A 23,358-nucleotide genomic window follows, 5' to 3' on the forward strand; every position below is an offset into this window, starting at 1 on the left:
GTCGCGGACGCTCGCGGGGGTCCGGTCAGTAGCGGACGGGCAGGGCGGTGAGGCTGCGGTTGAGCAGGGAGGGCTGCCAGGTTTCTGTGCCGGGGTCCGCCAGGGTCAGGGCGGGATGGTCGGTGACCAGGGTCCGCACGGCGGACACGGCGACCAGCCGGGCCAGCGCGGCGCCGATGCAGAAGTGGGCGCCGAAGCCGAAGCCGAGGTGGGTCGCGCCGGTGCGGCGCACGTCGAACCGTGTGGGGTCGGGGAAGCGGGCCGGGTCGCGGTTGGCGGCGGCGGTGACGAGGAAGATCCGGTCGCCGGTGTGCAGGGTGTGGCCGTCGAGGTCGAGGTCGCGGGCCGCGGTGCGGATCGACATCTTGGACGGGCCGTCCAGGCGCAGGGTCTCCTCCACGGCGCCCTGGGCCAGTTCGGGGTCCGCGCGGACGGCGGCGAGCTGTTCGGGCCTGGTGTGCAGGGCCAGGACGGTGTTCGCGATGAGGTTGCTGGTGGTCTCCCCGCCGGCGAACGCCATCTGGGTGAGCATCCCGACGAACTCCTCCTCGCTGACGGAGTCGCCGACCCGGCCCTCGCGCAGCACCTGGCTGATCAGGTCGTCGCCGGGTTCGGCGCGGCGCCGCGCGACCAGCGCCGCGAGGTAGTCCTCCAGGCTCACCAGTGCCTGCAGGGAGGCCCGGTACTCGCTCTCCTCCTGGGCGGTGCCGAGGACGAGGTCGGCGACGCGGGCGTTCCAGTACCAGAAGGAGGGGGCGTCGGTGGGCGGGATGCCGAGCCAGCGGGCGAACACCAGCGCGGGCAGGGGCTTGGCGACGTCGGCCATCAGGTCGCCGGTGCGGCCGGGAACCGCCTTGCGGGCGAGGACGGCGCGGGTCGCCTTCTCGGTGAAGGCGCGGTAGCGGGCCACCGCGCGGGCGGCGAACGCCTCCTGGAACACCTGGCGCAGCCTGCGGTGCTGGGGGGCGTCGTTGAAGACCATCCAGCGGGAGAGGATCCCGAAGGCCCGCTCGGCGTCCTCGCGGGCGCCGTGGGGTACGGCGTCCATGAGGGGGCGTACCCGGTCGGCGGAGACCGCGGGATCGCGCAGGCAGCGCATCACCTGGTCGTAGCCGGTGACGAGCCAGGCGTGGTGCATCGGGCTCCAGTGGACGGGGGCGTGCGCGCGCAGGGCGTCGAGGTGGTCGTAGGGGTCGGCGACCATGTCGGCGGACAGCAGGTAGCGCTCGGTGAAGGCGGGGGCTGCGGTGGTCATCGGTCTTCTCCCGCCTGGATGCCGGCGAGCAGTCGGGCGATGCCGTGCACCCTGGGCTCGGCCATCATCGACATGTGGTCGCCTTCGCTGATGTGCAGGGTGAGTCCGTCGCCGGCCACCTCGCGCCAGCGGGCGACGTAGGTGTCGTAGTCGACGTCCAGGCCCGGCATGGTGCGGCCGCGGGGCAGTGAGGCGGCCTCGCTGCCGACCACGAGGTGGATGTGGCCGGGGTAGGGGCGGACCTCGTAGGCGGCCAGGGCGGCGAGCAGTGAGTGCCACACCTCGATGGGCGCGTTCTCGACCAGGGCCGCTTCGGCGGGGCTCATGCCGGCGCCCAGCAGGGTGGCGGTGAGTTCGGCCGTGGCCCTCTCGCGCTGGGGGGAGGCCGGCAGTTCGCGCAGCCGGTCGCGCAGGCGCAGGGCTTCGCGCAGGTCCTTGGTGACGCCGTCCAGACGGGCGCGGGCGGCGGTGTTGGGCAGGTACGGCTCGATCAGGACGAGGGGGGCGACCTGGTGGCGCGCCGTGTGCAGCTGGGTGGCCATCTCCAGGGCGATGTTGGCGCCCATGGACCAGCCGAGCAGGGCGTGCGGGCCGGTGGCGTCCCGGTCGGTGATCTCGGCGACGTAGTTGGCGGCGATGCCGGCGACCGTGCTCGGGTCGACGCCGCCGAGCAGTCCGCGTGCCTGGAAGGCGTGGACGGGCCGGCCGGGCGGCAGGGCGCGGGCGAGCGGCACGAACCAGGCGGCGCTGCCGCCGGTGGGGTGCACGCACCACAGGGGCTCCCCGGTGCCCTCGCGCAGCCGTACCTCGGAGGTGACGGCGGCGGGCAGCCCGTCACCGGCCGCCCGGGTGGCGTGCGCGGCGAGCTGGGCGATCGTCGGGTGTTCGATCAGGTCGCCGACCGACACCGGCAGGCCGCGTGCGGCGGCCATCAGGGAGACCCGGACGGTGGACAGGGAGCTGCCGCCGATGCGGAAGACGTCGTCGTGGACGCCGATGCGCGACAGGCCGAGGACTTCGCGCCAGATCTCGGCGAGGACCTTCTCCGCGGTGGTGGACGGGGCGGCGTACCGGGTGCCGTCGCGGTCGAGTTCGGCCGGTGGCAGGGGCAGCGCCCGCTTGTCGGTCTTGCCGCTGCGGTTGACGGGCATCTCGTCCAGGAAGACGAACCGGGCGGGCAGCATGTAGGCGGGCAGTGAGGCCCGCAGGTCGCGGCGCAGCTTTTCGGGCCGGGGCCGCTGCGGGCCGTGGACGACGAGGTAGGCGACGAGGGCCGGTTCGCCGGGCAGGTCGGTGCGGTGCAGGACGACGGCCTGGCGGACCTCGGGCAGGGCCCTGAGGGCGTGCTCGATCTCGCCGAGTTCGATGCGGAAGCCGCGCAGTTTGACCTGTGAGTCGCGGCGGCCGAGCCATTCCACGGAGCCGTCGGGCCGGTGGGTGCCGAGGTCTCCGGTGCGGCACAGCCGCTCGCCGGGTGCGCCGTACGGATCGGGGACGTAGGTGGCGGCGGTCAGTGCGGGCCGGCCCAGGTAGCCGCGGCCGACGGCCTGCCCGCCGAGGTGGATCTCGCCCGGCACGCCCACCGGGACGGGCTGGAGGTCGTCGTCCAGGACATGGATGCGGGTGTTGCGGATCGGGGTGCCGATGGGCGGGGTGCCCCGGCCGGGGCTCAGTTCGGCGGCGACGGACCACACGGAGGTCTCGGTGAGGCCGTAGACGTTGTGGAAGCGCCGGCCGCGCGACCAGACGTCGGCGAGTTCGGCCGGGCAGGCCTCGCCGGCGACCTGGAGCACCGCCAGCTCGGGGAAGTCGTCCTGGCCGAGTACCGCCAGTGCGCTGGGCGGCAGCATGGCGCCGGTGACGTGAGCCTCGCGCAGGGTGCGGGCCAGGTCGGGGCCGGGGCGCAGGTCCTCCTTGGGGGCGGTGACCAGCCGGCCGCCGTTGGCGAGGGACCAGGTGAGTTCCAGGATGGAGGCGTCGAAGCCGAAGGAGGCGAACTGCAGTACCCGGTCGCCGGCGGTGGGGCGCACCAGGTCGCGCTGTCCTTCGAGCATGTTGGACAGGCCCCGGTGCGGGATGGCCACGCCCTTGGGTGTGCCGGTGGAGCCCGAGGTGTAGATGATGTAGGCGAGGGTGTCGGCGTCGGGCTCTCGGCCCGGCACGGCTTCCACGGCTTCCACGGGGTCGGCGGGGGTGTCCAGGTGGATCACCGGCCCGTCGAAGGGCACCGTCCCGGTGAGTGCGCGCTGGGTGAGCAGCACCCGCATGCCGCTGTCCTGGGCCATGAACGCGAGCCGTTCGGTGGGGTGTTGCGGGTCCAGGGGCAGGAAGGCGCCGCCGGAGCGCAGCACACCGACGGCGGCGCGTACCAGGTCGGGGCCGCGCTCGGCGCAGATGCCCACCACGGTCTCGGGGCCGACCCCCAGCCGCCGCAGCCGCCGTGCCAGCTGCTCGGCCTGTTCCTGGAGTCCGGCGTACGTCAGGTGCTGCCCGCGGTGCTCGACGGCGACCGCGTCGGGGGTGCGGGCGGCGTGGGCGGCGATGTGCTCGTGGAACAGCAGCGGTGAGGAGGGGGTCTCGGGGCCGCGGGCCCAGACGTCGAGGGCGGTGGCGCGGGCGGCGCCGGTGAGTGCGGGCCGGGTCACCGGGGTGTGCGGGGTGGCGGTCATGGCCTCCAGCTGGGCGCAGTACACGTCGGCGAGCTGCTCGGCGGTGGCGGGTGCGACGAACGCCGGGTCGGCGTCGAGGGTGAAGGCGTTGACACTGGCGTTGATGAGCAGCGGGAACATGGTCCGCGCGATCTCCAGGGAGTCGTCCCAGGAGTCGTGCGAGAGCCGGTGGAAGTTGACGTAGTTGAAGACGGCGTCGGTCAGGTTCGGTTCGGTGGGCCGCAGGCGGGCGATGTGGACCAGCGGGAGCCTGCGGTGCGGGAGCATCTCCTGTTCGGCTGTGAAGACGTCCCGCAGGTAGGTGAGCCAGCTGCCGTGCGGGCGGGCCACGCCGAACGGCACGGTGTTCAGGAACAGTCCGCGCATCCGGTCGGCGCCGGGCACCTCGGGCCGCCCGTTGGTGACCAGGCCGATGCTGTGGCCGAGGGCGCTGTCGTCGCGGTCGGCGAACAGGCTCATGGTGTGGTGGAAGGCCGTGAGCAGTACGGTGCGCCGCGGCACGCCGGCCTCCTTGGCCAGGCGGCCGATGCGTTCGGCGAGGTGGGCGTAGGAGCGGCGGACCTCGTGCACCGGCGCCTGGCCGGCGGGGTCGGCGGCGGTGCGCCTGCGGAAGGTGACGGGCCGCAGATCGGCGAGCCGGCCGCGCCAGTAGTCGAGGGACTCCTCGTTGCCGAGCGCGGCCCGCTCCAGGGCGACGTACTCGGCGAAGGGCGGTGCGGTCGGCGGCTCGGGCGCGCGGCGGTGGGCGACGGCCTGCCGGTGCAGGGCCAGCAGGTCGGCGACGAGTGAGGTCAGGCTCCAGCCGTCCAGGACGACGTGGCAGTCGGTGAGGACGAGGCGCAGGTCGTGGTCGGTGATGTGGTGGAGGTGGATGCGCACCAGGGGGGCGGCGGCGAGGTCGAAGCGGCGCTCGAACTCCTCGTCGACGAAGGCGCGCAGCCGCGCCCGCTGTTCCTCGCGCGGCAGTGCGCGCAGGTCGGTGTAGCCGACGGGCAGGCGGGCGGCGCGGTGGACGAGCTGGAGGGGCTCGCGGTAGGAGACGAGGTCGACGGAGGTGCGCAGGATCGGGTGGCCGGTGACGACCGCGTCGACGGCGGCCTGGAAAGCGTCGAGGTCGAAGCCCTCGGGGACGGTGATCTTCAGGTCGGTGACGTTGTGGTAGGCGCCGCGCCGGGGGTCGGCGAGCATCTCGTGCAGCATGCCGGCCTGGAGCATGGTGAGCGGGTAGGCGTCGGCGAGTCCGTCGGGCAGGCGGCCGGCGTCGGCGGGGTCGAGCTGGGAGAAGGGGGCGACCGGGGTGGGGGTGTCGCCGGCGTCGGTGACGAGCGCGGCCAGGTCGGCCAGGGTGCGGGCGCGGAAGACGTCGGCGACGGTGAACCCGAGTCCGGCCAGGCGGCCGAGGCCCACCAGGCGCAGGGCCAGGATGGAGTCGCCGCCCAGGTCGAAGAAGTTGTCGGTGCGGCCGACGTGCTCGACGCCCAGTACCTGGCTCCACACGGCGGCGAGGGCCTGTTCCCGGGGCCCCTGGGGCGGTAGGTGTGCCCGAGGCCCGTCCGAGGCGGGCCGGACCGCCGTCAGCGCGGCCCGGTCCACCTTGCCGTTGGCGGTCAGCGGCAGGTGTTCGTGGCGGACGAACAGCGCCGGGACCATGTGCTCGGGCAGGGTCAGCCGCAGTCCCTCGCGCAGGGCGGGCGGGTCGAGGGGGCGGCCCTCGGGCGTGACGACGTGCGCGACCAGGCGGGCGGTGCCCTCGTCGCGGCGGGCCACCACGGCGGCGTCGGCGACGCCGGGCAGCGCGCGCAGGGCGGTCTCGATCTCGCCGGGTTCGATGCGGTAGCCGCGGATCTTCACCTGGTGGTCGGCACGGCCGACGTAGCCGAGCCGGCCGTCGGGCAGCACGCGGACCAGGTCACCGGTGCGGTACATGCGGGCGCCGGGTGTCCCGAAGGGGTCGTCGAGGAAGCGTTCGGCGGTCAGCTCGGGCCGGTTGAGGTAGCCGCGGGCCACGCCGCCGCCGGAGACGTACAGTTCGCCGGTGCTGCCGGGCGGCACGAGCCGGCCGAAGGAGTCCAGGACGTAGCCGTGCTGGCCGGCGAGCGGGCGGCCGATGGGCGAGCGGACGCCGGCGTCGATGTCCTGCTCGGTGATGGTGCGGATCGTGACGTGCACGGTGGTCTCGGTGATGCCGTACATGTTCACCAGCGCGGGGCGGTGTCCCGGGGTCGTGAACCAGTCGCGGTAGTCGCGTACGTCGAAGGCGTCGCCGCCGAAGATCACGGTGCGCAGGGGAAGGTCCGCGAAGCCGGCCCCGGTGTCCTCCAGGTGGGCGCGCAGGCCCTTGAAGGCGGCCGGGGTCTGGTTGAGGACGGTGACGTTCTCCTCGCGCAGTATCCGGTGCACGGCCGCCGGGTCGCGCACCTCGTCCGCACCGAGCACGACGACGCGTGCGCCGCTGGTGAGCGGCGCCCACAGCTCCCACACGGAGAAGTCGAAGGCGGGTGAGTGCATCAGGGTCCACACGTCGGCGGGGCCGAAGTCGAAGTGGCGGTCGGCGGCGTCCAGCAGCCAGGCCAGGTTGCCGTGGGTGATCTCCACGCCCTTGGGGCGGCCGGTGGAGCCGGAGGTGTAGATGACGTAGGCGAGGTCGTCGGGGGCCGGGCGCAGGTCGTCGCCGTCGTCCGGGGTGTGCGGGGCGTCCGCGTCGAGGGGGACCACGCGGGCCGGCAGTCCCTCGACGGCGGCCCGGGTGGCGGTGTCGGTGACGATCCACTCGACGCCGGAGTCGGTGACGGTGAACTCGCGGCGTGCTCTGGGGTGGGAGGGGTCGAGGGGGAGGTAGGCGGCGCCGGCCCGCCAGACGGCGAGCAGTGCGGCGGCCAGGTCGGGGGTGCGGTCGAGGCAGACGCCGACGAGGGAGCCGCGGGTGACGCCGGCGGCGCGCAGTCGCCGGGCCAGCGCCGAGGCGCGGGCGTCGAGCTGGGCGTAGGTGAGGGTGCGTCCCGATCCGCTCACCGCGACCGCGTGGGGGGTGCGGGCGATGTGGGCGGCGAGGCGGTCGGCGGCGGTGTGCGGGGCCCGGGCGGTGTCGGTGCCGGTGTTGGCGGGGCCGTTGGGGCCGAGGAGGTGGGCGCGTTCGGCGGGGGTGAGCGGGTCGACGGTGCTGAGCGGGGTGTCGGGGGCGGCGCAGAACGCCTCCAGCAGTGTCACGGTGTGCCGGGCGAGGGCGGCGACCGAGGCCTCCTCGAACAGGTCGGGCCGGTAGACGAACACCAGGTCGGTGTGTCCGTCGCCGTCGCGCAGATCGAGGGTGAGGTCGAATTTGGCGGTGGTGAGGTCGATCGGGTACGGCGTCCCGGTCGCCTGCCCCAGGTCGAAGCCGGACGGGGTGGTGTCCGTGTGCGTGTAGAGCACCTGGACGAGCGGGTTGCGGGCGAGGTCGCGTTCGGGGCTCAGCGCGTCGACGACCTGCTCGAAGGGCAGCGACTGGTGCTGGAACGCCTCCAGGACCCGCTCGCGGGTGCGGGCGAGCAGCGCGGCCGGGGTCGGGTCGTCGGAGAGGTCGCCGCGCAGGACGAGGGTGTTGACGAAGAAGCCGACGAGTTGCTCGGTCTCGGCCCGCTCCCGGTTGGCGACCACGGTGCCGACGGCGATGTCGTGCTGTCCGCTGTGGAAGGCCAGCGCGGCCTGGAACGCGGCCAGCACCGTCATGTAGGGGGTCGTGCCGGTGCGCCGGCACAGCGCGGCGAGCGCCTCGCTCAGCGCGGGGGGCAGGGTGAGTCGGTGGGCGGCGCCGCGGCCGCAGGGGGTGTCGGGGCGGGGGTGGTCGGTGGGCAGTTCCAGCGGGGTGAGGCCGGCCAGCCGGGTGCGCCAGTGGTCCAGGGCGGCGGACTGCTCGCCTCGGCGCTGCCAGATCGCGTAGTCGCTGTAGTCCAGGGGCAGTTCGGGCAGGTGGGCGGCGCGTCCCTCGCGGCGGGCCCGGTACAGCTCGGTCAGGTCACGCACGACGAGACCCAGGGACCAGCCGTCGGAGACGATGTGGTGCATGGCCAGGACCAGCACGTGGTCGTCGTCGGCGGCGCGGACCAGGGTGGCCCGGAAGGCGGGCTCGTGGGCGAGGTCGAAGGGCCGTACGGCGGCGGTGTGCACGGCGGCCGACAGGCGCCGTTCGCGGTCCCCGTCCTCCTGGCACTCCTGGCCGCTCACCTCGATCACGTCCAGGACGGTGCCGTCGGCGGGCAGGACCTGCTGGTGGGGGATGCCGTCGTGCTCGGGGAAGATCACGCGCAGCTGCTCGTGCCGGGCGACCAGGTCCGCCACGGCGGCGCGCAGCGCCGGCAGGTCCAGCGGGCCGGTGAACCGCCATGCCGCGGGCAGCAGATAGGTGGGTGCGCCCGGGTCGAGCCGGTCCAGGAAGTACAGGCGCTGCTGGGCCGCGGACAGCGGGATCCGCTGTGGGCGGGGCCGGACCCGCGCCGGGCCGTCCTCGCGTACGGCGGCCCGGCCGCGCAGTCGCTGCTCCAGCAGGCGCCGGGCGGCCGGGGACAGGCCGCCGCCCGCGGCGAGGGGGCCGGGACGCACGTCGGATGTGGTCATGAGGGCACTCCGATCCAAGAACTGGGGAGAGAGAAGTCGGGCAGGGGCGGGCGCGGGCGACGGGGTCAGAGGCCGGCCGTGAGGGACAGGTCGATCTCCTCGTCGCTCAGCTGCGAGATCAGCTCCAGCAGCCGGCGCTCCACCTCGGCGGCGAGCCGTTCGACGGTGGGGTGCTCGAACAGGTCCCGGACCTGAAGCGGGCAGTCGAAGGCGGTCCGCAGACGGGAGGCGACCGACACCGCGCGCAGGGAGTGGCCGCCCAGGGCGAAGAAGTCGTCGTGGACGCCGACCCGGGGCAGGTCGAGGACCTCGCACCAGATCTGCGCGACGACCGTCTCGGCGGGGGTGCGCGGTGCCACGAAGGCGTGCGGTGCGCGTGCCACGGGCTCGGGCAGGGCGGCGGTGTCCAGTTTTCCCTGCACGGTCAGCGGCAGGGCGTCCAGCAGGACGAACGCCGACGGCACCAGGTAGTGGGGCAGGTGCTCCCGGCAGTGCCGCTCCAGGGACTCCTGCGACAGGCGGGCGCCCGCGGTGTAGGCGACGAGGGCGGCCTCGCCGTGCAGGGTGCGCACCACGACGGCCGCGTCCCGCACTCCGGGATGCCGGCGCAGCACCGCCTCGGCCTCTCCCGGTTCGACGCGGAATCCGCGGATCTTGACCTGGTCGTCGTTGCGGCCGAGGAACTCCAGCTCGCCGGTGGGCAGTCGGCGTACGACGTCCCCGGTGCGGTAGAGCCGGCCGCCTCGCCCGCCGAACGGGTCGGGCACGAAACGCTCGGCGGTCAGTGCGGGACGGCCCAGGTATCCGCGCGCCAACTCCGTTCCTCCGATGAGGAGTTCGCCCGGTACGCCGTCGGGGGTGAGCTCGCCCAGGGCGTCGACGACGTAGGTGCGGCGGCCGCCGAGGGCGCGGCCGATGGGGACCCGGCCGTGCGGGACCGCCTCGACGGTGTGCGCGGTCGCGGAGATCACCGCCTCGGTGGGGCCGTAGGTGTTGATCACGGGTACCGCGGGCAGGTGCGCGAACCACCGCTCCAGGGGGTCGGCGGGCAGTGCCTCTCCCCCGGTCACCAGCAGCCGCAGTGACGCCAGTTGGGGTGCCAGTGTGTCCAGGCGGGCGACGAGTTCCGCCCAGTAGGAGGGGGTGAGTTCCATGACGGTCACCCGCTCGGCGGCGACCCGGGCGGCGAGTTCCTCCGGCGCCCAGATCTCCTCCGGGCGCACCACCACCGTCGCCCCGGCGCTCAGCGCGGGCAGGATCTGCTCCAGCGAGGCGTCGAAGGAGGTGGAGGCGAAGGTGAGCACCCGGTCGTCCGCGGTCAGCGCGAACGTCTCGCGGGCGGTGGCCACATGGGCGTCCAGGGCGTGGTGTTCGACGCCGACGGCCTTGGGGCGGCCGGTGGAGCCGGAGGTGAAGATGACGTAGGCGAGGTCGTCGGGGCGGGGGGTGTGGCGGGGGCCGTCGGGGGCCGGCCGGACCTGGCCGACGTCGATCGCCGTGGCCCCGAGCCGGGTGACCTTCTCGCGGGTGCCGGCGTCGCACACCACGTGCCGCGCCCCGGCCTCGCGGAGCATGTACCGCAGGCGTTCCTCGGGGATGCGGGTGTCGAGCGGGACGTACACGCCGCCAGCCCGCCACACGGCGAGCATCGCGGCGATGGGCCACACGCCTCGGCCGACGCACACGCCCACGGCGTCGCCGGGGGCCGCTCCCGCGCCGGCCAGGGCCGCGGCCAGTCCGCCGGTCAGGGCGTCCAGCCGGGCGTGGTCGAGGGTCGTGCCCTCGCAGACGACGGCCGGGGCGTCTGCCCGGCCCCGCACCCGCAGCCGCGGCGCGGGCGCCGTGTCCCGGCCGGCCCCGGCCAGCAGGCTCTCCCGCTCCCCTGGCGAGAGCAGCGGTGCCTCGTCGACGCGCGCCGCGGGGTCGGCGACGAGGGTCTCCAGCAGCCGCCCGACGTGCCGGGCGAACCGGGTGGCGGTGGACGGGTCGAACAGGTCGGCGGCGTACTCAACGTTGAGGGCGAAGCGGTCCTCCCGGACGACGAAGGTGGCGGTCAGGTCGAACTTGGCCGAGCCCCAGGGCAGCGGGAAGTCGGTGGCGGCCGGATCCGGCCGGGTGGAGCCGCCCGTGGAGGCGTCCTGGACGTCCACCATCACCTGGAACAAGGGGTTGCGGGACAGGTCGCGTTCGGGGCGCAGTCGCTCCACGACCCGTTCGAAGGGCACCTCCTGGCGGTCGAAGGCGCCCAGGACGACGTCCCGAACCCGGTCCACGAGCCCGGTGAACGTCGGGCGTCCGGACAGGTCCGTGCGCAGCACGACGGTGTTGACGAAGAAGCCGATCAGGGGCTCCAGTTCGAGCCTCGCGCGTCCGGCGACGGGTGTGCCCACGCACACGTCGCTCTGCCCCGACCAGCGGGCCAGGACCGCCTGGGCCGCGGCCAGCAGCACCATGAACCGGGTCGCGCCCAGCTCGCGGGCGCGGGCGTCCACGCGGTCGAGGAGAGCGGCGGGCAGGTCGACCTCCACGGCGCCGCCCCGGCCGGTGAACACGGGCGGCCGGGGCCGGTCCGTGGGCAGTTCCAGGGCGGGTGCGTCCTCCAGGGTGCTTTCCCAGTAGGCGAGCTGGGGTTCCAGGGCGCCGCTGTCGGCGCGCTCGCGCTGCCAGACGGCGAAGTCGCCGTACTGCACGGCGAGCGGCGGCAGCTGGGCGCGCCGGCCCGCGCGCCGGGCCTCGTAGTGCTGGGTGAGTTCGTCCAGCAGCAGGCCCTTGGACCAGCCGTCGGTGACGGCGTGGTGCAGGGCCAGGAGCACGACGTGGTCGTCGTCGGCCAGTTCCCACACGCCGGCCCGCAGCAGGGGCGGCCGGGTGAGGTCGAAGCGGCGCGTGGCCAGGGTGACGGCCCGGCGCCGTACCGCCTCAAGCCGGGTCTGCTCGTCCGGCGCCCCGGGTGCCTCCTCCCAGTGCAGCGGGACTGCCACCGGGTCGCAGATCCGCTGCACGGGGCGGCCGTCGGACTCCACGAGCGCGGTGCGCAGCACCTCGTGGCGTTCCACCAGGTCGTTTAGGGCCTGCTGCCAGGCGGTGCGGTCCAGGCCGCCGCGGGTGCGCCAGGAGTACCACAGCAGGTAGGAGTCGCCACGTTCGGAGGTGCGGTCCAGGAACCACAGCCGTTCCTGGGCGAAGGACAGCGGCAGCGGCCGGTCGCGGTCGACGGGCACCACCTCGCCGGCGCCACAGGCGCGGGCGGCGGCCACGCGGGGGGCGAAGCCCCGGACGGTGGGGTTCTCGAACACGGTGCGCAGTTCGATCTCGCGGCCCAGGCGCTGGGCGATGCGGGAGACCGCCATGGTGGCCAGCAGGGAGTGGCCGCCCAGGTCGAAGAAGCTGTCGTCGATGCCGATCCGGTCCAGGCCCAGGACGTCGGCCCACACCTCGGCGACGAGCTGCTCGGTCTCGTCGCGCGGTGCGGTGTGGTCGGTACCGGCGCCCTGGCGGGCGGGGTCGGGCAGGGCGGAGCGGTCGAGTTTGCCGGAGACGCCGACCGGGAGGGCGTCAAGGACGACGAAGTCGGAGGGGACGGCGTAGTGGGGCAGATGGCGTGCGCACCAGGCGCGCAGGTCCGCCCGGTCCGGCGGGCGGGGCGCGTCCTGTGCCGGTACGACGTAGCCGGTGAGGCTGCGCCCGGTGGCGCGGTCGGGGCGGGCGGCGGCCGCGGCGATGTGCGGGCAGGCCCGCAGCACGCTCTCCACCTCGCCGAGTTCGATCCGGAAGCCGCGGATCTTGACCTGGTCGTCGCGGCGGCCGAGGAACTCCAGCTCTCCGCCCGGTGTCCAGCGGACGAGGTCACCGGTGCGGTAGAGGCGGCCGCCGGGCGGTCCGTAGGGGTCGGGGACGAAGCGTTCGGCGGTCGGGGCGGGGCGTCCCAGGTAGCCGCGGGCCACCTCCGTGCCGCCGATGAGGAGTTCACCCTGGACGCCGACGGGTACCGGCCGGTCGTCGGCGTCGACCACGTACACGCGCCGGCCGCCGAGGGGACGGCCGATGGGCACGGTGTCGGCGGGCGGGTCGTCGGCGTCGTAGGTGGTGGCGGTGACGGTCGTCTCGGTGGGCCCGTAGGCGTTGCACACGCGCACCCAGGGGACGGCGGCCCGCCAGGCGGCGAGGGTGTCGGGCGGGACGGCCTCACCGCCGAGGACGAGCAGCCGCAGGGGGGCCAGGGCCGCGGCCAGGCGCCGGTCGAGACAGAGCGTCAGCTCCGACCAGTAGGTCGGGGGCACGTTGACGACGGTCAGGGCGTGCCGCTGGACGATCTCCGGCACCTGGGTGGGCAGCCAGGGCTCGTCGGGGCGCATGACGACGGTGGCGCCGGAGGTGAGGGCGGGCAGCACCTGGTCCAGTGAGGCGTCGAAGGAGAAGGAGGCGAAGGCCAGTACCCGGTCGGCGGCGCCGATGCCGAGCCGCTCGCGGGTGGCGGCCACGTGCGAGGCGAGCGCGGCGTGTTCGACGCCCACGGCCTTGGGCCGGCCGGTGGAGCCCGACGTGAAGATGACGTGGGCCAGTTCGCGGGGGTGCGGGCGGTGGCGGGGGCCGTCCGCGGCCGGGGTGAGGGCGGTGACGTCGACGGTGACGGATGCGAGTGCGGTGGCGGTGGCCGCCGTCGCGGGGTCGGTGAGCACACAGGTGAGGCGGGCCTCGTCCGCCATGAACCTCAGCCGCTCGGCGGGGAGTTCGGGGTCCAGGGGTACGTAGGCGCCGCCCGCCCGCCAGATCCCCTCGATGGCCGCGACGGACCACAGGCCGCGGCGCAGCAGGACTCCCACCGGGCTGCCGGAGCCGACGCCGACGGCGCGCAGCGCGGCGGCGAGTGAGCCGGTCATGGTGTCCAGTTGTGCGTAGGTGGCGCTGTCGTCGCCGCAGAGCAGCGCGGTGGCGTCCGGGTCGCCGGTGAAGGCGACCGGCGGCGCCGGGTCCGCGGGCCGGTCGGGAGCGTGGTGCCAGTCGGGGCGGGGGCGGGCGGGCGCGCCTGGTCCGGCGGGCAGCGTGCGGGCCAGGTCCTGCACGGGGGTGAGGGGATCGGCCAGGACGGCGCGCAGCAGCGCGACGTAGGCACGGGCGAACGCGCGCATGGTGGCGGCGTCGAACAGGGCGGTGGCGTACTGGAGGATGGCGGCGATGCTGCCGTCGGTGCGCAGGGTGAGGTCGAGGAAGACGTCGAGCGGTGTCCCGGTCAGTGGCGGCTCGACCAGCTTCACGTCCAGGCCGGGCATCTGCACCGGGCGGATCGGGGCGTTGAGGAGGGTGAACGACGCCTGGGCCAGCGGGTGCCGGGACAGGTCGCGGGCACCGCCGAGCGCGCCCACCACCATGTCGAAGGGGGCCTCCGCGTGGGAGAGGTCCGCCAGTGCCCGCTCCCGCACCCGGTCCAGCAGTGCGGCGAAACCGGGCCCGCCGGCCAGGTCCGTGCGCAGGACGACCGTGTTGACCAGCGGGCCGATCAGGGCTCCGGCACCGCGCTGGGCGCGGTCGGCGAGCGTGCTGCACACGGCGACGTCGGTGCGGCCCGACCAGTGACCGAGGAGCGCCTGGTAGGCGGTGAGCAGGACCATGTAGCGGGTGGCACGCCGGGATCTGGCCAGGGCGTCGACGGCGGCGACCAGATCGGCGGGCAGGTCGAAACGCACGACGTCACCGGAGCCGTCCCAGACACGGGGCCGGGGCCGGTCGGTGGGCAGGTCGAGCGGGGTGAGGCCGGTGAGCCGCTCACGCCAGTGGCCGAGCAGACGCTCCAGGCGTTCACCGCGAAGGCGTTCGCGCTGGGCGCGGGCGAGGTCGGCGTAGCGCACCGCGGGCGCGGCGACCGGCTCGCCGCGGTATCCGGCGGCCAGTTCGTCCAGCAGCACGCCCCACGACCAGCCGTCCACGGCGATGTGGTGCACCTCCACCAGCAGCAGGTGCTCCTCGGGTGCCACGCGGGCGAGCGTGGCACGGAGCGGGTGCTGGGCGGACAGGTCGACGGGGCGGTCCAGGAACCGGGCGAACAGGTCCTCCGGTCCGCTCGCCTCGACGCGTTGCAGGACGAAGCCGGCGGGGGCGTCCACGACCGGTACCGGCTCGCCGTCGACGGCCGTGAACCGGGTGCGCAGCACCTCGTGCCGGGTCACGATCCCGGCCAGGGACCGCTCGAGCCCGGCCACGTCGAGGGGGCCCCGCAGCCGCAGGACCAGCGGGAGCATCGAGGCGGTGGAGTCTTTGGCCAGCTGGTCCAGGAACCACAGCCGGCGCTGCGCGAAGGATGCCGTGCGGGTGTCGACGTCGTACGGTGCCCCTTCGGGGGCAGGGCCTGCTGTCACTGTGAGCCTCCAAGCCGTGTTTTGCAGCAGACTGCCGCCGGCCGGAGGACGCCCATAGGGAAGAAGGCGCAGTACCGCGAGCAGACCGGGCTGCCGTGACGGCCGTAGCCGTACAGCGCGGTCCTCTCCCCCACCCCGGGTCCCTCCCGAGGCCCGGCTCCTGCCCGTTGGGCCGACCCGCGGCTCTCGTGACATCGCTGTTCCTGGACCGCGGGAGCCGGCACGGGTCCCGCGCCCGTGGAGCGGCCTGGCCTGCGCGAACGATGTGGCCCTGCACCGGGAACGCCGCGGGAATGGGACGGGAAGCCGTGCCCCCACGATGGTCGAGGCACCACAAGCAGGCGCACGGGGGACTCTGTCACGTCGCGCCTGAAGTATCCCGGCCTCAGCAACGGGCTTTCGCGGTGAGCAGTTCCTTTCGGGGGTCACCGCCTGCCTTGTCGAGCGCGAGTTCGGGAGTTCAGACAGGGAGCTGACATGCCAGAAATCGTTCTGGACCGATTCCACTCCGACGCGTGGCACACCGCGCCGATCCGCGGGGAGACCTCTGCCGCACCGGAGGAGAAGTACCTCGGACACCTCGCGGATCTTTCCGAGGTGCTCAGCGAGCACCTGGGTGACGTGGCGATCAGATCGATCGACGCCCGCTGGGGGAAGGACACGCTGGAGGGTGCGGACCTTCTGATCCTCACGCTACCCACCGCGGACCAACCGCCGCTGACGGCCGAGGACATGGCGCTGCTGCGCGGCCATCTCGGCACGGGCCGGGGCCTGCTGGTCTTCGGTGGCTCCGTGAGCGACACCGCGCCCTGCCCGCTCTCGGATCTGGTGCCGGGACTCGTGGTGGGTCCCGACCTCGTCTCGGTCCGTCAAGAGCCGCCGACCAGCCACCTTTTGACCTATTCGGTCGGTGCCGACGGTCTGCCGGGACATCCGGTGGCCGAAGGCGTCGAGGAGCTGCACTTCCACCGGGCCAGGAGTGTGACGGTCACCGGCTCCGCAGCCACCGCCGTCGCCGCCCGAGACGGGCGTGTCCTGGCCGCCGCGGCCGAGGTGGGCTCCGGACGGCTCGTCGTCGTAGGTGGCGGTGAGCTGTTCGCTCTGCCCTTCCTCGGACGCGCGGACAATGCCAGGTTCCTGCTGAACACCCTCAGCTGGCTGCTCACCGGCCAGTGCGCGCCGGGCGGCTCCGAACTGGCGAAGGCGGTGACGCACGAGCGCTTCTTCACCGTCCGCTCGTTTGCCGCCGAGGAGGATCTGGCGAAGGTCGAAGGCTCGCACGTCGTCGATGCCCGGCCCTACCGGTCGCTGCTGGAGAGGATCGGCGGAGGCGTCCTGCCGGATCCCTACCAGGACCAGGCAGCGTTCCTGCTCGAGGCAGAGCTGCGCTTCGACGAGATGCCGCGGGTGATCCGCGAGGCGGTGAGTACCTTCCGGCACCAGTCCAACGACTACGAGGGTCTGCTGGTGCGTGGGCTGCCGGTGGACGCGGAACTGCCCGGCACCCCCGCCGATCCGGCGCGGCAAGTGGACAAGTCGACATGGCTGAGCGAGCTCTGGCTGGCCGGCTTCGCGTCCGCGCTGGGTTTCCCGCTCGCGTACCTGCAGGAGAAGCACGGTCTGCTTTTCCAGAACGTGGCGCCCACTCCGCACAACGCCTCGAACCTGTCCTCGGAGAGTTCCGCGATCCTGCTGGACTTCCACACCGAGACGGCGTTCCACCCGCACATGCCGGACTTCCTCATGCTGCACTGCCTGCGCAGCGACCACGACGGCATCGCCAAGACCATCATGGCCAGCGTCCGGATGGCGCTGCCCCACCTGAGCCTGGCGGACCGCTGCGAGCTTTTCCTGCCACAGTTCCGCACCGGGGTCGACTACTCCTTCGGCAGCGCCAACGGCGTGCAGGGCAACGGCCCCACGCTGCCCGTCCTGTACGGCAATCCCTACGACCCGTACATGACGTTCGACCTCGACCTGATGGTCGGCGAGACACCGCACGCGCAGCAGGCGCTCGAAGCGCTGCGCAGCGCTGTGAACAAGGTGCAGCGCTGGGTCCGCCTGGAGCCGGGGGATCTACTGATCGTGAACAACCGGCGTGCCGTCCACGCCCGTTCGGAGTTCTCCGCGCGGTTCGACGGCCGTGACCGCTGGCTGCAGAGGGTGTGCCTGGTGAGCGACCCGGTGCCCTCGGCCGCCGACCGGCGCGGCAGTGGCCGCGTGGTCGAGACAGCCTTCGCCGTCTGAGCGGCAGTGCCATCCGAAATCCAATGAGGAGCCGAACAGTGACCGAGTCGTTCATCGACTTCTTTGAAGCGCATGTGGCGGCCACGCCGGACGCCACGGCCGTCGTGTCCGGGGCGGACGCGCTCAGCTACCGCGAACTCGACGCCCTGGCCCGCCGTCAGGCGCTGGAACTGGCCGACAGCGGGGTGCGGCGAGGAGCGCTGGTGGGTGTGTACGCCGAGCCCGGGCCGGCGATGATCGCCGCCATCTTGGGCGTGCTGAAGGCGGGCGCCGCCTATGTGCCGCTCGACCCCGAATACCCCGCACAGCGGCTCGACTACCTGGTGCAGGATTCGGGGATGTCCGCGGTGCTCGCCGAGGAGCACCTGGCGCCGCGGCTGTCCGGGCGGGGGCTGCCCGTCATCGGTGTCCCGAGCTCGGCCGGTGCGGGGTCCGTGCCGGCTTTCGAGACGGTGCGCCGGGGCCCGGACGACCTGGTCTACGTCATCTACACCTCCGGGTCGACCGGCCGCCCCAAGGGCGTGCGGGTCACCGAGGCCAACGTCGTGAACCTGCTGAACGCCGTGGGCGAGAGCTACAAGCTCTGCGCGGACGACGTCACCATCTTCACGCACTCCTTCACCTTCGACGCGTCGGTCCTGGAGATCTTCGCCCCGCTCGCCTTCGGTGCGAAGCTCGTCGTCGCCGCCGCGGAGGAGCGGCGGGACGCGGCGAAGCTCGTGGCCGCGGTCAAGCAGCACCGTGTGACGATCTGGGACATGGTCCCGGCCATGCTGGCCCAGGTCGTCGACCTGCCAGACTTCGCCGGCGACTGCGCGTCGCTGCGCCTGGCGATCTCAGGGGCGGACGTCCTGCCGCCCGGTCTCGCCCACCGCTTTCTGACCCTCGCACCGTGGTGCGAACTGCAGAACCAGTACGGGCCCACCGAAGCGACCGTCATCACCACCGTCTGGTCCTGCACGACAGACGCCGCCAGCGGGCCGGTACCGATCGGATACCCGATCGCCGGGACGTCGGTGCACGTCCTGGACGAGCGGCTCGCACCGGTCGTGCCGGGACAGATCGGTGAGATCCACATCGGCGGCGCCGGTGTCACGGCCGGCTACCACGGACGCCCGGAGCTGACAGCGGAACGCTTCGTCACCACCGCGGACGGCGCACGCCTGTACCGCACCGGCGACCTGGGACGCCTGCGTGGTGACGGGGCGCTGGAGTTCCACGGCCGGGCGGACCGGCAGCTGGCCGTCCGCGGGTTCCGGGTGGAGCCCGGCGAAATCGAGGACGCGCTGTGCGCCGATGTGGCGGTGCGGAACGCGGCGGTCGTCACCCGGGGCAGCGGCAACGACGTCCTGCTGATCGCCTACGTCACCGCGTCCACCGACCAGTCTCTCGTGGTTCCCGCCCTGCGGCAGCGTGTCGCCGAGGTCCTGCCCGAGCATCTGCGGCCCAACGTGTACGTGGTCCTGGACGAACTGCCGCTGGGAGTCAGCGGCAAGGTGGACCACCGCGCCCTGCCCGCCCCGCCCTCGACCCGGCCCGAGCTCTCGGTGCCCTACGTCGCGCCGGGCGACGGGGACGAGCAGAAGGTCGCGGCCACGGTGGCGCAGATCCTGGGCCTGGACGACATCGGCGTCGACGACAACTTCTTCGAGCTCGGCGCGCACTCCCTGCTCGCGACGAAGATCATCACGCGGGTGCGGGCGGAGTTCCAGACGGACATCCCGGTCTCGGTCGTGTTCGAGCACCCCACCGTCGCCGGTCTGGTGGGATGGCTGCGGGTCAACGCCGACGCCGCCACGAAGGTGCAGGGTCCGACCCGGGCCGACCGCAGCGGGCCGATTCCGCTCTCGCTCCCGCAGGAGCAGGTGTGGTTCCTCGGCAAGCTGGTGCCGGACAGCATCGCGTACGCCACGCAGGCCTACCTGGACCTGCGCGGGCCGGTGTCGGTCGCGGTGCTGGAGGAGTCGCTGGGGGAGATCGTGCGCCGGCACGAGCTGCTGCGGACCACCTTCGTCGAAGGCGCCGACGGGATGCCGGAGCAGATCATCCACCCGCCCTACCCGGTGCGCGTCCAGGTCGAGGACCTGAGCGGGGAGCCGGAGGAGATCAGGGAGATCCTGGCGCTGGACCGGATGCAGGCGATCGTGGCGCGTCCCTTCGACGTCGGCCGGCTGCCGCTGTTTCGCTGGGTGCTCTTCCGGCTCTCGGCCGAGCACCACATGCTGCTGCTGGTCGAGCACCACTTCATCCACGACGGCTGGTCGTTCGGCGTCCTGATGCAGGAACTGCGCGAGTGCTACCGGGCCTTCGAGGCGGGCGGCCGGCCCCGGCTGCCGGAACTGCCCGTGCAGTTCGCCGACTACGCGGTCTGGCAGCGGCAGTGGCTGGCCGGAGACGACGCCGAGCGGCAGTGGGAGTTCTGGCGGGACAAGCTGCGCGGGGCGGAGGAACTGCTGCCCCTGCCGGCGGACCGCCCGCGGCCCCAGGTGCAGAGCCACCACGGTGACGTCGTGGTCATGCCGGTCCCGGCCGATCTCTACCGGGACATCCGGCTGCTGGGTGCCTCCACGGGCGCCACCGGATACATGGTGATGACGGCGATCTTCACCATGCTGATGAACCAGTACTCGGGCAAGACCGACATGACGATCGCGATCTCGATGGCGAACCGTCGCTTCGAGTCGACCGAGCGGCTGATCGGCATGATGATCAACGGTGGTCTGCTGCGCGCGGACCTGTCGGGCGACCCCACCTTCGGTGAGCTGCGTGGCCGTATCACCCAGGCGGCCCTGGACATCTACCGCAACCAGGACTTCCCGTTCTCGAAGCTGGTGGAGTACCTCAACCCGGAGCGGAACCTGGCGTACAACCCGCTGTACCAGGTCGCCTTCTCCTACCACGACGCCCGGGTGCCGCAGATGTCCCTCGGTGACACCCCCGCTCAGATCCACTACCTGCAGAACTACAGCGCCAAGCACGACCTCGACGTCATCGTCATCCCGCGCGGGGAGCAGCTGGCGACCGTTCCCGGATCCGATCCGGCCGACGAGGTGCTGATGGAGTGGATCTACTCGACCGACCTGTTCGACCGGGCGACCATCGCGACGATGGCCGAGGACTTCGTCGAGCTGTGCCGACGCGTCGTCAACTCCCCCGACAAGACCCTGTCCGAACTGGTCGGGCGCGCTGCCGCCGGCCCTCTGCGTGTGAAGGCGTGAGCATGAACACTGGCCTGGAAGTTGGTTTGGAGAGCACGGCCGTTGCCCTGTTCGAGCAGCATGCCGCGGACCGGCCGGACGCGGTCGCCCTGGAGTTCGGCGGGGAGCAGGTCGGCTACGGCGAGCTGGACGCCTGGGCGTCGTCCATCGCCCGCGGGCTGCTCGAGGCGGGAACGGGCCGGGACGCCGTGGTCGGCATCATGGCCCACCCCGGCCTCGACATGGTCGCGGCGACCATCGCCGTCCTGAAGACGGGAGCGGCCTACGTGCCGCTGGATCCCGGCTACCCGCGCGAGCGGCTGGCCTTCCTCGTCGCCGATTCCGGTGTCACGTCGGTCCTCGTCCAGCCGGACCTCGCCGAGCAGGCTGCCGGCCTGTCGGTGCCCGTGACGGCGGTGCCGGGCCGGGGCCAGGCGGGCGGGGCGGCCCAGCCGCCGCTGCTCAGCACGGCAGGCCTGGACGATCTGGCGTACGTGATCTACACCTCGGGGACCACGGGCAACCCCAAGGGCGTGGAGGTGACGCACGGGAACCTCGCCAACACCTTGCAGGTGATCCGTGAGCACAGCGGCTACCGCGCCGAGGACGTCGGCCTGTTGAAGTACTCGTTCAGTTTCGACTCGTCCGTGATCGAGATGTTCGCGCCGCTGACCAGCGGAGCCCGTCTGGTCATCGCGGGAGCGGACGAACGCAAGGACCCCTTCCGCCTGGTGGAGCTCATCGGCACCCACCAGGTCACCCAGCTCGACTCTGTGCCGCTGCTGCTGGCGCAGATCCTGGAGGTCCCGGGTGCGGCGCAGGCTTGCGCCTCCCTGCGCGTCGTCGTGTCCGGCGGGGACGTGCTGCGGCCGGAGATGGTCAAACGGTTCTTCGCCTTGCTGCCGAACACGTGTCTGCAAAACCACTACGGGCCCACGGAGACCACCAACGATTCCACGATCTGGGACGTGGAGGCCGCCCACGCGGACGAGGCGGTGCCGATCGGTTTCCCGGTCCGCAACACCTTCATCTATCTCCTGGACGAGCAGCGCCGGCCGGTGGCTCCGGGTTCCGTCGGCGAGATCTGGATCGGCGGCGCGGGCATCGCCCGCGGCTACCGCAATCAGCCCGACCTCACCGCCGAGCGGTTCCTGCCGGACCCGTTCACCGACGGCTCGCCGCGTATGTACCGGACCGGTGACCTGGGGCGGCTGCGGGAGGACGGCGCGCTGGAGTTCCAGGGCCGCGCCGACCGGCAGCTGAGCATGCGGGGCTTTCGGGTCGAGCCGGAGGAGATCGAGGCCGCGCTGATGAAGGACCCGACGGTGGGCCTGGCGGTGGTGACGGCGGGCGCGTCGGCGGCCGACCAGCGGCTCGTCGCCTACGTGACCGCGGCGGAGTGCGAAGCGGCGCCCGAGCCGGCCGCACTGCGCGCCCACATGCAGGAGCTGCTGCCCGCCCACCTGGTGCCGACGCACTACGTGGTCCTGGCCGACCTGCCGCTCAACGCGAACGGCAAGGTCGACTACCGGGCCCTGCCGGAACCCGGCGGCGCGCGCCCGCAACTGCGCACCGCGTACGTGGCGGCGGCAACCGAGGTGCAGCAGCAGGTCGTTGCCGTCTGGCAGGACGTGCTGAACATCGAAGGGATCGGAGTCGAGGACAACTTCTTCGAGCTGGGAGGCCACTCGATCCTCGCGATCCAGGTCGTGGGCCGGCTGCGGGAGGCCTTCGAGGGGCAACTGCCCATGACGGCGATCTTCGAGAACCCGACTCCCGCACAGCTGGCCGCGGTGATCGAGGAGCGAGGACACCAGGGCGGCGTGTCGCGGGCCGGCGACGACACCCTGCGCCAGGTGCTGGAAGCCGATGCCGAACTGGACCTGAACCCGGTCCTCACCACCGCCGACGACCTGCGCCGCATGCGGGAACCGGAGCACATCCTGCTGACCGGAGCCGGCGACTTCATCGGCGCGCATCTGCTCGCGGAACTGCTCAGCCGCACCTCGGCGACCGTGACCTGCCTGATCGGTGAGGCGGACGAGCGCCGGGCCCGGGCGCGCCTGGCCGCGTCCCTGCACAAGTGCGGGATCCAGCTGTCACGCCCGAAGGACGTGTCGGTGATCGCCGGTGACCTCAGGCTGCCCCGCCTGGGCCTGGGCGAGCGGCACTGGCAGGAGCTGGCGGACCGGATCGATGTGGTGTTCCACCACGGGGCCACGGAGAATCTGGCGCAGCCCTACACCGCGCTGCGTGCCGCCAACGTGTCCGCGACGCGGGAGGCGATCCGCTTCGCCGCCCTCGGCAAGGTCAAAGCACTCCACTTCACCTCCACCGTCTCCGTCATGCCCTGGAAGTCGGGCCCGGCGAAGCGGATCTGGCCGGAGCAGCTGGTGGCGAGCCCGAAGGGCCTGGACTACGGCTTCGCCCAGTCCAAGTGGGTCGCCGAACAGCTGGTGGCCGCCGCGCAGAAGGCGGGCCTCCCGGCGACGGTGCTGCGGATCGGCCGTGTGGTCGGCGCTGCGGCCACCGGCCGCTGGCCCGAGGACGACTTGGCGCGGATGCTGGTCGTCGGCGGTGCCCAGCTCGGCGCGGTGCCGCGTCGCGCGGTCGCCGAGCCGTGGCTCACCGCCGAGTCCGCGGTGTCGTCGATGTGCTCCCTCGCCGTGCAGGAAGGGGCCTTCGGCCGGGTGTTCCACATCGTCGACGGCACGATGGTGGACTTCGACCTGGTGGCCGGCTGGATCCGGGAACGGGGGTTCGACGCGGACGTGCTCCCGCCCGGGCAGTGGCTGGCACGACTCGCCGAGCAGCCCGAGAACGCGGCGTTCCCGCTGCTGGGAGTGCTCGACGAGGACGGGGAGGCGACGGCCGTGCGCGGCCGTGACCACAACCCCTTCGCCCAGGACAACACCCGGGCCGTGCTCGGCCGGCCGGAGCCCGGCCGGGCGGTGACCGGTGAGCTGATCGGCCGCCTGCTCGACTCGGCCGTGCGCAGCGGCGAGCTGGTGCAGCCCGCGCCGACACGCTGACCCTTTTCCACC

General features: G+C 73.1%; 6 protein-coding genes. 3 read left to right on the plus strand and 3 right to left on the minus strand.

Going from position 1 to position 23,358, the window contains the following annotated elements; translation table 11 throughout:
• Positions 1–25: 25 nt before the first annotated feature.
• The 3 genes from ACFYQQ_RS29275 to ACFYQQ_RS29285 all read right to left on the minus strand — a co-directional run bounded on the left by ACFYQQ_RS29275 (position 26) and on the right by ACFYQQ_RS29285 (position 14,870).
• On the minus strand, positions 26–1,255 hold the full coding sequence (locus ACFYQQ_RS29275) for a cytochrome P450 (protein WP_356168971.1): 1,230 nt from the start codon (positions 1,253–1,255) through the stop codon (positions 26–28).
• Positions 1,252–8,517, minus strand: coding sequence for an amino acid adenylation domain-containing protein (locus ACFYQQ_RS29280; protein ID WP_388905649.1), 7,266 nt, complete (start codon positions 8,515–8,517; stop codon positions 1,252–1,254). Before ACFYQQ_RS29280 ends, ACFYQQ_RS29275 begins: the two co-directional genes overlap by 4 nt.
• Positions 8,518–8,582: 65 nt before the next feature.
• Positions 8,583–14,870, minus strand: coding sequence for an amino acid adenylation domain-containing protein (locus tag ACFYQQ_RS29285; protein ID WP_388905652.1), 6,288 nt, complete (start codon positions 14,868–14,870; stop codon positions 8,583–8,585).
• A 477-nt stretch (positions 14,871–15,347) separates the two neighbouring features.
• Between ACFYQQ_RS29285 and ACFYQQ_RS29290 the strand changes: the two genes are divergently transcribed.
• The 3 genes from ACFYQQ_RS29290 to ACFYQQ_RS29300 are packed head-to-tail and all read left to right on the plus strand — an operon-like array spanning position 15,348 to position 23,346.
• Complete coding sequence (locus tag ACFYQQ_RS29290; RefSeq protein WP_356240272.1) at positions 15,348–17,117, plus strand: TauD/TfdA family dioxygenase; 1,770 nt, start codon at positions 15,348–15,350, stop codon at positions 17,115–17,117.
• 38 nt (positions 17,118–17,155) lie between these two features.
• A complete protein-coding gene (locus tag ACFYQQ_RS29295) occupies positions 17,156–20,335 on the plus strand; it encodes an amino acid adenylation domain-containing protein (RefSeq protein ID WP_355786339.1) in 3,180 nt (1,059 codons plus the stop codon).
• 2 nt (positions 20,336–20,337) lie between these two features.
• Positions 20,338–23,346 (plus strand): amino acid adenylation domain-containing protein, encoded by a 3,009-nt coding sequence (locus ACFYQQ_RS29300; protein ID WP_356240275.1) that lies wholly within the window; start codon positions 20,338–20,340, stop codon positions 23,344–23,346.
• Positions 23,347–23,358 lie beyond the last annotated feature (12 nt).

The organism is Streptomyces sp. NPDC005496, from assembly GCF_042872045.1.
Taxonomy (GTDB): Bacteria; Actinomycetota; Actinomycetes; order Streptomycetales; family Streptomycetaceae; genus Streptomyces.

Coding starts and splice junctions, on each gene's coding strand:
- ACFYQQ_RS29275 (WP_356168971.1), bottom strand. CDS start 1,255: ATGACCACCGCAGCCCCCGCCTTCACCGAGCGCTACCTGCTGTCCGCC.
- ACFYQQ_RS29280 (WP_388905649.1), bottom strand. CDS start 8,517: ATGACCACATCCGACGTGCGTCCCGGCCCCCTCGCCGCGGGCGGCGGC.
- ACFYQQ_RS29290 (WP_356240272.1), top strand. CDS start 15,348: ATGCCAGAAATCGTTCTGGACCGATTCCACTCCGACGCGTGGCACACC.
- ACFYQQ_RS29300 (WP_356240275.1), top strand. CDS start 20,338: ATGAACACTGGCCTGGAAGTTGGTTTGGAGAGCACGGCCGTTGCCCTG.